The organism is Chitinophagales bacterium (assembly GCA_041392475.1).
Classification (GTDB): Bacteria; Bacteroidota; Bacteroidia; order Chitinophagales; family UBA2359; genus JAUHXA01.
In genome coordinates, this window is record JAWKLZ010000002.1 from 687560 (window position 1) to 700689 (window position 13130).

Consider the following 13130-nt stretch of genomic DNA (forward strand, 5'->3'; position numbering starts at 1 on the left):
TTTTTTTGTGCGGATTGTCAATTCTATTGGATATTCATTAAAAGATGAATATTTTTGGCAAATATCAGATTTGTTAGATAAATGGAATAAGTAGATTAACTAATTTGATGTAAAAAACAAACCAACTAATGACTATTAACGAAGCTATATTACAAACACTAGAAGATGTAAAGAAATTAATGACTTCTAATGAGGTCTATAAGCATATAATTGCCAATAACTATTGCGATTTCGACAAAGCGAAAACACCAGCCTCTACTATCTCTGCTTTGCTTGGTAATTTTATTAGAGATGAAGATAGTAGGGTAAAAAGAATAAGAATGAACAATGGTAGTTTTTGTTATTATCTCGCTAAATATGAAGACGAGCTAAAACCTAAACAACTTAATGTTTTTGAAAATACTAAAAATACTATTGATTATTCATGGGTACAAACCCATTTAGATATAGTAAAATACCTGAAAGATAAAAAAGGTAATCAAAAAGAGTTGATTGATTTATTGAAATCTTTGAAGATAAACTTACATTTCGCACCTCTAATACAAAAATATGAAATTAGGTAAAAAGGTCTTAAACTTGCACCATGGTAAGCAAAGAATTATTACATCAAACAAAAGTTTTAGACCATTTAGGCTTAGTATCAGGTATGTGTAAAGAATTAGACATAGCTGGAATAATTGACCGAGAAATTCCCGTCAAAAGTCCAGACAAAATACTAAGCACAGGTCAAGGGGTAGTGAGCTTGATATTGAATGGATTAGGCTTTGTGAATAAACGCTTGTATTTAGTGAGCCGTTTTTTTAAAAACAAACCAATCGATAAATTATTGGATGTTAGTTATCTAACACCAGAGCATTTGAATGATGATCCTTTGGGTAGGACATTAGATGCTGTTTATGAGTATGGAGTCAATAAGTTGTATGCCTTGATTAGCTACTTTACGGTTCAACATTTATCGAAGCACTATGATTTAGATTTAGGCTGTTCAAAAGTCTAAAAAAAATCCTCGTATTTTTGAGTCGCTAAACAATCAAAAAAACAAGGAATATGTCTAAAAGACTCCATGAAGATAGTCTAAAAAACTGGAAAGTCAAAGCAATATCAAGACGAAAAGAAAATGATTATCTGAAAAAGAGAGAGAAGGAATTAATTTAGACTTTGGACGAAATTTGTGTTTAGTGATTACAAATTTTGTATGGTATTGAACCAGTTACGATTAAACCAACCATTTAAGGCAGCATTATTTGGACTCTTGAAAATTATCCCATAAGTTCAAGAGTCCAAATAATGGTTTGAGTCACAAAAAACTAACTGTCAAATACTTGAAAACAAGCATTTTTCAAGTATTTGATAACTCTAAATCTGTCCAAAGTCTAAACCTATAGACAATACTAATTTTCCTTTTAGTGGCATTGATATTGCTTATGGAAATGATGACCTTGGAATGGGGGATCGAGATAGAACGGGAATATCTTCTGAAAATTATCAAGGTTCTACTCCTGAAACAACTAACCCTCCTGATAACTTCTACTTTTCCGACATCAAACTCCGCATCCACCAAGATGATAATTTTTTTCAAGGAAAAACGGCAGCAGATGTTCAATACGCCGCTGTCAACCAAGATGCCCGCTACCCCGATGGAAAATACGACCTCTACGCCAAAGCCACAACGGTCAAAAACGCAGAACACGAATCGGACAAAGAAAACCCCACCGAAATAGAAATCGACAACTTCCGCCCCTACATCACCAATCTCAAAGTAGAAGAACTCGTTGGCAACAGTCCAATACTACTCTACGAAGCAGATTGGATATGGAATGGTGATTTTTTGTGTTATGGCACACAAGACTCCCCCATAGGAAACGTCAAAACCATGACTGATGCAACCTCTGATATACTCATTACTTTAGAAACCAGTGAAGCCATGACAAGCTTAAACTTAAAAGTTGACGATACAGGCAATGGACAAGGCTTCTACTTTACCGCCAACAATGCTATGACTTCCCTCAATAGTGAAAATACCAAATGGCAAATTATTGTTCCCAACGAACAGTTTCCCGAATTTGCCAATGGCATTCAAACTCTCCACATCACTGGACATGACAAAGCCACTACTTTAAACAATCTATTGGGCTTCTCTGACAGTAAGTCAGTGCTTATATCGAAGAACCGCTTGCTTGTATGGCAACCATTGAAGTAGAAGGAGGCGGAGAAGGACCTGCCGCTTCTATTGACTTGGGGGCAGGTACTCAAAGCATCAATGTCTATTTGGACGGAAACATTTACTTGCAGAATCAAATCATTGATGTTCCACAAGAAAATGCAGAAACCGAACTTGCCCTCAGCTTCAATGTCACCCCAGCCAGTGGTTCAGGTCAATGTGATGAAAGCATTGTAGCAACTGCCAGCAATGGGTCAGGCAACTATACCTATACAGTGGACAACAGTTCCAATTTGTCCAACCTTTGTACAGGAACGCACCAACTCACTGCAATAGACACAGAAACAACTTGTAGCATCACTACTACTTTCACGGTAAATGCCCAAGTAGGCAAACCCAATCACGACATCGTCACCACATTTATCCTCTATCCCAATCCCTTCAATGATTTGGTGACTATTACCACATCGCTCGAACAGTTAGCTCCAGGCGACAACAGCCCTATTCCCGTCACCATTAGCATTTACAGCAGTTCGGGAAGTCACGTTTTGACGGTTTACAGTGGCACCTTAGCCCCCGAACAAACCCACACCTTCCCAGTTGATGTCAGCAGTTTCAACAGTGGAACCTACATTTTCACCATTGAAGCACTCGGACAAGGAAAAAGCCTGATGGGAGTGAAGAATTGAGAAACAAGGCATTACACCTCAATGAATACAGCACAGTATCGAATATTTACCCTCTTCGATGCTGCGTTTTTTACTTCATTGAAAGGTCTAAAAAATCCATAGCTTATTTTTTGATGCACATTCTTTTTAGATTTTTAGGAAAATTATCCAAAAAATTGCATCTTTGCACTCCGAAAATCGAAAGTAAAATTATTCAAAGATATGTCGAAGATTTGTGAATTAACTGGCAAAAAACCTATAACAGGTAACAATGTATCGCATTCAAATAGGAAAACGAAACGCTGGTTTCATCCTAATATTCAGAAAAAGCGATTTTACATTCCAGAGGAAGATCGTTGGATCAGCCTTAAAATTTCCACCTCTGCATTGAGAACCATTGACAAGAAAGGTATTTATGAATACCTAAAAGAGGTTCAGAGTAAAACTGGTAAAAAATATTTGCAGTCTTAAAAATTATTTAAAAGGTAGTAGGAATCATGGCAAAGAAAAGCAAAGGTAATCGTTTGAAGGTTATTTTGGAGTGTACAGAACATAAAGAAACGGGTCTTCCTGGAACTTCTCGGTATTCTACTTTTAAAAACCGAAAAAACACTCCTGCTCGATTGGAATTGAAGAAATACAATCCAATTTTGAAAAAACATACTGTTCATAAAGAAATAAAATAATCCGTCATGGGAAAAGTATCAAAAAACTCAAGAGTAACACGTGGTGCGGGTAGCGAAAACAGCAAAAATCACGTAAAAATCGTTGTAAGTGAAAAAGATCCTAAAACAGGTTCTTATGTTTACAAGGAAAAAATGATACACAAAGATAAATTAGACGAATATCTAAAGAACATTCAATAAGTTCCTTAGATTTCGGTGTAACCATATTAAGTGGTAGATTATGACTATAATTTATTCACTTTTTTGGAGGCTTCTCTTTTGCAGCGATAAAGGAGAAGCCTTTTGTTATTTCATTTTTCCTAAAAGTTGCGTTTCAAAAATAACTTTACAAAGTTCATTTCATTAAATGGCTGAGTGCAAAGTGTATTTTTAATTTTTATTCTTATTTTAATTTTCATTTGTTCCAAAGTCACTTAACCTATGTCTTTCTTCAAGAATCTATTCTCCAAAAACAAAAAAGAAGACCTCGACAAAGGCTTAGAAAAAAGTAGTCAGAATATTTTTTCTAAACTATCTAAAGCTGTTGCGGGAAGAACAGAGATTGATATGGATGTACTCGACAGTATCGAGGAAGCACTTGTAGCTTCTGATATTGGCGTAGATACAACTATCAAGATTATTGAGCGATTGGAGGCAAGAGCAGAACGTGATAAATACCTCAATGTGAATGAAGTTTATCAAATGCTCAAAGATGAAATCATTGATTTGCTTTCTGAAAACAATACGCCTGACTACACCGATTTTGAGATTCCCGACACTTGCGGACAGCCTTATGTGATGATGATTGTAGGGGTAAATGGAACTGGCAAAACAACTACGGTAGGAAAATTGGCGTATCAGTTTGAAAAACAAGGTAAAAAAGTGGTGATGGGAGCAGCGGATACTTTTCGGGCTGCTGCAATTGAACAACTCGCTGTATGGGCAGACCGAGCTGGAACTGAGGTTATCAAACAGAAAATGGGTTCGGATCCTGCGGCAGTTGCGTATGATACGGTGAGTGCTGCTGTTTCGAGAAACTATGATGTTTGTTTGGTAGATACTGCTGGGCGTTTGCACAACAAAAAACACCTGATGGAAGAGTTGAGCAAGATTAAACGAGTAATGAAGAAAGTGGACAGCGATTTCCCGCATGATGTGATGTTGGTCTTGGACGGTTCTACGGGTCAAAATGCACTGGAACAAGCCAAACAATTTACAGAGGCTACGGAGGTTACTTGCATTGCAATTACCAAATTAGATGGTACTGCAAAAGGTGGTGTGGTAATCGGCATTGCAGATCAATTCAAAATTCCTATTAAGTACATTGGCGTTGGAGAAGGGTTGGAACATTTGCAGGTCTTCAATAAGAAAGAGTTTGTAGATAGCTTATTCAAAATTTAATCGCAGATTTTTTTTTTGATTTCGCAGATAAGGAACAACGCTGAAAACTTAGTTTAGAAAAACAGGATACATTGATTTATGAAAACAAAAGTTTCTGCTACCCAAAGCAATAAGGTAAATGTGGTAACGCTTGGTTGCTCCAAAAATATTGTGGATTCGGAAGTATTGATGAATCAATTGAAGGGAAACGATATCGCAGTGACGCATGAAAGTGATACGGCAGATGCCAATATTGTGGTGGTAAACACTTGTGGTTTTATAGATGTAGCCAAACAAGAATCTATTGACACCATTCTACATTATGCTTCTGCAAAAACCCAAGGAAGCATTGAAAAACTCTATGTAACAGGCTGTTTATCGCAACGCTACAAAGACGACTTGGAAAAAGAAATTCCCGAAGTAGATGCGTATTTCGGAACGCTTGACCTACCTTTTTTGCTGCAAGAACTGGGCGCAGACTACAAACACGACCTTATCGGAGAACGCTCTTTTCTCACAACTCCTCCTCATTATGCTTACCTCAAAATTTCGGAGGGCTGCAATCGAACTTGCTCTTTTTGTGCTATTCCGCTGATGCGTGGCAAACACGTTTCCAAAACCATCGAACAAGTAGTGACCGAGGCGAAGAACTTGGTGAGAAATGGAGTGAAAGAAGTCATGCTCATAGCGCAAGAACTGACTTACTACGGTTTAGATATCTACAAAAAACGAGCATTGTCAGATTTATTGCGGGCTTTGTCGGATGTCAATGGATTGGAGTGGATACGAATGCACTATGCTTACCCCTACAAATTTCCGCTTGAAGTGATGGATGTGGTTCGAGAACGACCCAATATCTGCAATTATTTGGACATGCCTTTGCAGCACATCAGCGATTCTGTTTTGAAGCGAATGAAGCGACACATTACCAAAGCAGACACCTATGAACTCATACACAACATACGCCAAAGAGTGCCGAATATTGCATTGAGAACTACGCTTTTGGTTGGCTTCCCTGGCGAAACGGAGCAAGATGTAGAGGAATTGGCACAATTTGTTCAAGAGGCTCGCTTTGAACGTTTGGGCATTTTCCAATATTCTCACGAAGAAAATACTTCTGCCCATGAATTGGAGGACGATGTGCCAGAAGAGGTAAAAGCAGAACGAACGGCTTACATCATGGATATTCAAGAGGGTATTTCTGCCGAATTGAACCAACAAAAAATTGGTAAAACCTTCAAGGTATTGTTCGACCGAAAAGAAGAAGGGTATTTTATTGGCCGCACAGAATACGATTCACCCGAAGTCGACAATGAGGTCATTGTAGATGCTGCAAAAAATTATGTGCGAATTGGAGATTTTGCAGATGTGAAAATTCACGATGCAGGGGAATTTGATTTGTATGGAAATGTAGTTCAATAAAACCACATTTTTCGCTTTTATCTATTTTGTTCATTTTTATATACGTCTCAACACTTTCAAAAACCTATAATAACCAACACTTTATACGCTCAACATTTTCCTCCACAGCAATACCTGCTATCACACATACGGGTTTTCTTTAGTGACCCCTATCACCTCTTTGCGTCTTATTCATGGTTTTACTCACTAAATTAAACAAATATAACCATGGATTTTAACTTCGCAGAAATGAGCCAAACTTGGGCTGAACAATTAGCAGGATGGGCTCCAAAAATTCTTTCCGCAATCGTTGTTTTAATTATTGGATTTTGGATTGTAGGTTGGATCATCAAAATTTTAGGCAAATCAATGGATCGTGCCAAAATGGATAAAGATGTACAGCCTTTCTTAAAATCCCTCACCAGTGTTCTACTCAAAATCTTGGTACTAATTACCGCAGCAGGTATTGTAGGCATTGAAGTGACTGCTTTTGCAGCGTTGATAGCTGCTGGCGGATTGGCTATTGGTATGGCACTTCAAGGAACACTCGGACATTTTGCATCAGGCGTGATGATTCTATTGTTCAAACCTTACAAAGTTGGCGACTTGGTGGACATTCAGGGGCAATTGGGACACGTTGAAGAAATTCAAGTTTTCAATACTTTGATTGCTACTTTGGACAGCAAAAGGGTGATTATTCCAAACGGACTTGCTACAAGTGGCATTATGACCAACCTTACTACCAAAGGAAAATTGAGGGTAGATTTGAATGTAGCAATGCCTTATGAAGAAGATTTTGACAAAGTGCAGGGCATTATCAAAAACGCATTGAATAAAGTGCCTTTTATATTAGACGACGAACCAACTATTGAAATTGAAAAGTTTGGCGAACACAACATTCTTTTGGCAGTTCGACCTTATGCAACTCCTGAAAGTTATTGGAATGTTTATTTTGAATCTTACAAAGAAATCAAAAAAGCATTTGGCGAAGCAGGTATTGAAGTAGCTTATCCTGTCAGAAGAGTAAAGCAAATGTCTTAAATTAGATTTTAATGCCCTGACTCATAGCAAATTGCTTGACATAAAAAGATGGCATTGCTGCAAAACTTGGATTGGTGATTTTCGACTAATCCAAGTTTTGTAGTATTTTGCAGTTTCTATTTCACCATTTGACAATCCAAATGAAAAAAATCAAACCCATTATCCCTGAACCTACGTTTCTCTCCAATAATTCTACCACTTACTCCCCTCCTATTCGCATAGTTCTTCCCACCATCTTTGGAATGAAAACCGTCAATGCTTATTTGTATTTGCATCCAGAACCTACGCTCATTGATTGCGGAGAAAATTCGGATGCGAGTTGGCAAACCCTTCAAAAAGAACTGGCTGCAAATGATTTAAAAATTTCAGACATCAAAAAAGTCATCATTACCCATGCACACATAGACCATATTGGCATGGCGGGCAGAATATGCGAACACAGCGATGCTGAAATTTGGGTATCGGAATACGCCTACGATTGGGCTGTCGATTTGGAGACAATGCGTAAACTTCGCCTCCAAATTATTTCAGAAGGCTTGGAGGCAATGGGAGATTCTCCTGTAAATGGTTTGTTCAAAAGCATTTTCACCAAATTCGATAGTTATTGGTTGCCCATTCCTGCAAATCGTGTCAAGACATTTCCTATGGAAGGCTCGCTGCAATTTGGCGGACAAACATGGCAAATTATCTATGCACCAGGACATTGCATTAATCAGGTGTGCTTTTATCAGCCAGAAACCCTTCAATTATTTTCGGCAGATATGTTGTTGAAAATCACGCCCACGCCTGTCATTGACGCATGTTTAGAACCGCCTTATACTCGAAATAAAAGCATTCTTCAATTGTTGGACTCCTACGACAAATTTTCAAAATTGAACATCAACATTGTTTACCCGGGTCACTATGAACCTTTTGACTATCCAAAAGTTATTATCGAAAAACAATTGAGTCGAATCCACCAAAGAAAAGCAGAATGTTTGAAGTGGATAAGTGAAGGAGTTTCCGATTTTTTTGGTTTGATACAAAAACTGTACGGCAAAAACTTTTCTTTGCCCACCATTCCTATGCTCGTAGGCTATTTGGACTTACTGCTGGCAGAAAATAGTATTTTTGTACTAAAAACAGCCGATGGATTGCGGTATTTTGCCATTTAATTTTTAATTTCGCTTTGTAAAGAATCTATTCTTTAGTGATATTTTGAACAATGGCTTTTTCTTGCTTCAAAATCCATACTCCATAACTCATACTATATTCATTCACTTATGATACCAATCCTACTTCAACAAGTGCTATTTGTGATTGCTTTGGGCACAACTGCCTACTTTTTTCGCCGCAGAGTATTGGAAATCAGTGGCAACATTAAACTGGGTAAAGCCGAGGATAGAAGCGGCAATGTTGCTCAAAGATTGCAGAACATGGCACTGTTGGCATTTGGTCAGAAAAAAATGTTTCGCCAATTCACCCCTGCAATCATGCACTTTTTCATTTATGCAGGATTTTTATTGATTAATATTGAAGTATTGGAAATCGTATTGGATGGGCTATTTGGCACACACCGCATGTTCGCCCCAATTTTGGGTGGATTTTACACCTTCCTAATTGGCTTTTTTGAATTGTTAGCAGTTGCAGTAATTATCGCCTGTGTAGTTTTTCTCATTCGCCGAAATATTACAGAGAAAGCTCGCTTCAAGGCAAAAGAAATGGAAGGTTGGCCAGGACTGGACGGCAATTTGATTTTGGTCATTGAAATTGTGTTGATGACCGCCATTTTGACCATGAACGCTGCAGACCTTACACTTCAAACACAATATGCGTCTGCACATTACCACACAACAGGCACCTTTTTGGTATCGGGATTGTTTGCTCCCGCATTTGCAGGGTTTTCTGAAACTGCTTTGATAATCATTGAACGCACAGCATGGTGGGCGCACATTTTAGGCATTTTTGCTTTCTTGGTGTATGTCACCTATTCCAAACATTTGCATATTTTCTTAGCCTTCCCAAATGCTTATTTTGGTGCATTGGATCAAGGTGAACAAAAGGGCGAGATGAAAAACATGCCCAAAATTACGGAGGAAATCAAGTTGATGCTGAACCCTGATGCCCCGATGCCCGAAGAAGATGTCAATGCTCAACCCGAAAAATTTGGCGCAAAAGATGTGACCGATTTGACTTGGAAAAATATGTTGGATGCCTATTCCTGTACAGAATGTGGTCGCTGCACTGAAGCTTGCCCTGCCAACCAAACGGGGAAATTGCTTTCGCCTCGAAAAATAATGATGGATACTCGGGATAGAGCCGAAGAGCTGGGGGCGGCAAAAAGAGCCAATGGTATAGATTTTGAAGATGGTAAATCATTGCTTCACGATTATGTTTCGGTGGAAGAACTGCGTGCCTGTACTACCTGCAATGCTTGTGTGCAAGAATGTCCTGTGAGCATCAATCCGTTGAACATCATTATGGAATTGCGTCGTTATTTGATTTTGGAGGAATCCAATTCTCCAGAAGAATGGAATTTAATGTTCAACAATATCGAAACCAACTACGCAGTTTGGAAATTCAACCCCGATGACCGAGCAAATTGGATGATGGAGTTAGAAACAGAAACGGAGAACAATTGAGTTTTTTTCTTAAAACATAGTCCTATTCCTGCTCACAAGATATAAGAAACAGAAAATAAAAAATGAGATGCCTATTATCCATCCAAAAGTAAGGAAAGATACAGAATCTAACTCAATCGGTTTTGGGTTGCCAATATGCACAAATGTTGCCCAAAAGTAAGGAGGAAGTAACCGATTGGGCTCTGTCTCCAAGTATTGCAGTTTGGCACTCCGCAACGCATCATTCTTAGATTGTCCTTCCAATAAATTGACATGTAAATTCAACATAATCTCGGCAGATGCTTTGTCATTGACACTCCACAGACTTGTGATGATGCTCGGGCAACCTGCATACAAAAATCCCTTGGACAAACTCATGATACCTTCTCCAGGTATATACGTTCCAGAACCTGTATTGCATGCACTCAATATGGCCAAATCCACATCTAATCGAATATTGAACAATTCGTACGTTGATAAATAATCGTCTACAAAATGAATAGTACTGAACATTGGGTCTGCTTGACTCAAACAAGCATGAGTGGCTAAGTGCAGAATACGCCCATTAGCTCTATTTTTCATAAAATTTTGCTTAGTAGCCTCTTCCTTCAAAAACACCTTGCCATTCATCATATCCCCCAATCGCTTTACCTCCAACTCACTTTCTGCCAATGTTTCAAGTTCTGTTGTCAAACAACTACCGTAGCTTTTAGTCGTATCAGACTTCACTTGTTTTTCAAACACAGGAGCAAATCCTATATAACTACCCTTCGCCACACTTTTGCTACTTTCTTCTAAACCTTCTAATAACAAGGTTGCAGAATAAGCATAACTAAGGCTGTATTCTTCTATCAAATAATCAAGATTTGCTAAACTAAAATCTATTTTTTCAACATTATTGGGATATTGTACCAGCAATGCTTCAAAGGGAATATACCCCATGATTCCATCAGGAATAACAGTGAGCGACTTAATCTGATTTGTTAGATTTTTTTCAGGCAACATATCTTTCACCAAATATTGGTATATCCAGTGAGCAGATTGCAGATAAGCCAAATATGCTTCCTTTACATCTGCTGTTTGAAAAGGATTAAGTTTTAAACTTTGTACCAATGTTTCAAAATGTTGTTGTAACACTATGTCATTAGGAGTCTTGCGTACTTCAATGCTATTAGCATTAATAACAAAAACATATACATTCTGTTTTCCTACAAAATATTCAAGTAAAGTTTCATCCTTATCTTTTAACTTTGTTTGAAGTTCTTCAATCGAAGCCACTTCAATGTTGTACTTTAAATGATAATAATCAGGAAAATCTCGCTCAAGGGTATCAATCAATCCTTGATATTCTTGTGATAAATCAAATATTTTTGATTCCCAAAAAGACATTTTTAGACTATCTGCATTATCCTTAGATTTTTGTTTTTTTTCAAAAAGTTTGCGTTCATAAAATTCCATATCCCGCTTCAAATCTTCCTCTCGCTTCAATATAGTAGTTGGAATATTGGAAAACAATAGTGCCTTCGATTCTTTAATGGCTTCTAATAAAATGGCAGCTTTGTTTTTTTCTGCAAATTGGAAAGCTTTTTGGAGGTATTGATTAGTGACTTGCACAGAATCAACCCCATTTTTGCCAAACCAATCCGATAGTTCAATAGCCGTCTGAATACTTTTTTCATATATTGGTAAAGCTTTGGCAGCCAATGTATGTTTTGAAGCATCTGCCTGAAAATCACGCCTCATACTATCCATCGCACTGATAGCCAGTTCAAAACTATCAAGAGCACCCTTCAATAAATCAATCTGCTTCTTTTCTTTTTGAAACGATAAGGTCAATAACGTCCCCTTCAATTCCAGTATTTCCGTGATACTATTCCTATCGTTCACGTTGTTCAGGCTTGGATTAGTATATATATCTTCACTATTAAAATCAAGAGATACTGCTATCAATGCTTTTTGACAATAAGCCAAAGCAATATCTACCTGATTCAGTTCGTAGTAGATTTCTGCAATTCTCCTATAACTGTCAGCAGTCTCTTTATGTCTTTCTCCATATTTATCTTTCCTGATTCGTAGTGCATCTTCGTTTAGCCTCAACGCTTTTTGATATTCTTTACGCTCCTTATACACGGCACTCAATTGATCGTAAGTAACATCTATATACCCCTGATTATCTTGATTAATCTCAAAGGATTTTTGAGCAAAATAAAAGCTTGTATCGTATTTACCTAAATCAAAATGCGTTTTTGAAAGATTATTGTAACAAATAATTGTATTTTCTATCTCATTAGAATTCAAACCACTATGAGTTATTTCTAAGCTTTTGTAAAAGTATTGAAGTGCTTCATCAAATTCTTTTTGGTATAAATGCGCCAAACCAATATTTGCATAAATTTCTGCACAATCAAGACTCTGTTCACCTCTTATTTTTTGAAAGATAAGTATGGATTGTTGAAAAAAACTAATAGCCTGCTCATAATCACATTTAGCATAAAAAATAGCACCTATATTATTATACAGTGTTCCAATTGTAGTAGAGTCTGTACTATTCGCTTGCATTAACAAGGCTTTTTGGCTTATCTCTAATGCCCTATTGTAATCTCCCTTCAATTCATAGAACACTCCTAAAGTATAAAGAATGTTGGTCATCAAAGATACTTTATCTTCTTTTAAGGTCTCTCCAATCATTAAACTCTCATTGAGTGCGCATTCCATCTTGCTAAAATCTCCTACATAATAAGCCATAGTCCCAATGACAAATTTAACCCATGCATAATCTTCCCAATCTTGTTCACAAGCAAATATACTACATGCCTTATTGAAGAAATAAGCTGCATCATTCCATTTTTCTTCTGTATAAAATAATTGAGCCTGCTGCCAATATATTTTACCGAAAATTGGATGTTCTTCATATAACCCGACTCTATGTGCTTCTTCTATTGCAGACGCAATACAGTTCCTATTTTGGCTGAATGTTCCTATTTCAAAGTATAAAATTGACAACGCAATAGAACATTCTATAGATGCCTCAAATTGTTTCCTAAGTTGATAAATAGATTGTGCTTTTTTGATGTACAGTTCTGCTGTATCAAATATACCTAATTTGATGAGAGAGTCTGCCTTTGTTAAGTAGATATACGGAGGGAAGGCGCGCTCAAAATATATATTTTGAGCAGGTGAGACATTTGAAGAAAAACAACTAATAGAAGTAAAA

At 37.3% G+C, this 13130-nt stretch carries 13 protein-coding genes; 12 read left to right on the forward strand and 1 reads right to left on the reverse strand.

Going from position 1 to position 13130, the window contains the following annotated elements:
* The first annotated feature begins 128 nt into the window (after positions 1–128).
* The 12 genes from R3E32_16165 to R3E32_16220 all read left to right on the forward strand — a co-directional run bounded on the left by R3E32_16165 (position 129) and on the right by R3E32_16220 (position 9937).
* A complete protein-coding gene (locus tag R3E32_16165) occupies positions 129–563 on the forward strand; it encodes a hypothetical protein (GenBank protein MEZ4886271.1) in 435 nt (144 codons plus the stop codon).
* Between the two features lie 20 nt (positions 564–583).
* Entirely contained in the window at positions 584–997 is a 414-nt protein-coding gene (locus tag R3E32_16170; protein ID MEZ4886272.1) for a DUF4277 domain-containing protein, read from the forward strand.
* A gap of 447 nt (positions 998–1444) precedes the next feature.
* Entirely contained in the window at positions 1445–2200 is a 756-nt protein-coding gene (locus R3E32_16175) for a hypothetical protein (GenBank protein ID MEZ4886273.1), read from the forward strand.
* Positions 2182–2850, forward strand: coding sequence for a T9SS type A sorting domain-containing protein (locus tag R3E32_16180; protein ID MEZ4886274.1), 669 nt, complete (start codon positions 2182–2184; stop codon positions 2848–2850). The genes R3E32_16175 and R3E32_16180 overlap by 19 nt, the downstream gene beginning before the upstream one ends.
* Before the next feature lie 201 nt (positions 2851–3051).
* Positions 3052–3300, forward strand: coding sequence for a 50S ribosomal protein L28 (gene rpmB / locus R3E32_16185; protein MEZ4886275.1), 249 nt, complete (start codon positions 3052–3054; stop codon positions 3298–3300).
* Between the two features lie 26 nt (positions 3301–3326).
* The gene (gene rpmG, locus R3E32_16190) at positions 3327–3515 is read left to right on the forward strand and encodes a 50S ribosomal protein L33 (GenBank protein ID MEZ4886276.1); all 189 of its coding nucleotides are present in this window, start codon (positions 3327–3329) and stop codon (positions 3513–3515) included.
* A 6-nt stretch (positions 3516–3521) separates the two neighbouring features.
* Entirely contained in the window at positions 3522–3695 is a 174-nt protein-coding gene (locus R3E32_16195; GenBank protein MEZ4886277.1) for a DUF4295 family protein, read from the forward strand.
* 240 nt (positions 3696–3935) lie between these two features.
* Entirely contained in the window at positions 3936–4895 is a 960-nt protein-coding gene (ftsY, locus tag R3E32_16200; GenBank protein MEZ4886278.1) for a signal recognition particle-docking protein FtsY, read from the forward strand.
* 78 nt (positions 4896–4973) lie between these two features.
* Complete coding sequence (rimO, locus tag R3E32_16205) at positions 4974–6296, forward strand: 30S ribosomal protein S12 methylthiotransferase RimO (protein ID MEZ4886279.1); 1323 nt, start codon at positions 4974–4976, stop codon at positions 6294–6296.
* A 207-nt stretch (positions 6297–6503) separates the two neighbouring features.
* Positions 6504–7316 (forward strand): mechanosensitive ion channel family protein, encoded by an 813-nt coding sequence (locus R3E32_16210; GenBank protein ID MEZ4886280.1) that lies wholly within the window; start codon positions 6504–6506, stop codon positions 7314–7316.
* Positions 7317–7456: 140 nt separating this feature from the next.
* Positions 7457–8470, forward strand: coding sequence for an MBL fold metallo-hydrolase (locus R3E32_16215; GenBank protein MEZ4886281.1), 1014 nt, complete (start codon positions 7457–7459; stop codon positions 8468–8470).
* 108 nt (positions 8471–8578) lie between these two features.
* On the forward strand, positions 8579–9937 hold the full coding sequence (locus R3E32_16220; protein ID MEZ4886282.1) for a (Fe-S)-binding protein: 1359 nt from the start codon (positions 8579–8581) through the stop codon (positions 9935–9937).
* Positions 9938–9946: 9 nt separating this feature from the next.
* On the opposite strand, the gene R3E32_16225 is transcribed toward R3E32_16220, so the two are convergent.
* A complete protein-coding gene (locus R3E32_16225) occupies positions 9947–12919 on the reverse strand; it encodes a CHAT domain-containing tetratricopeptide repeat protein (GenBank protein MEZ4886283.1) in 2973 nt (990 codons plus the stop codon).
* Positions 12920–13130: the final 211 nt, after the last annotated feature.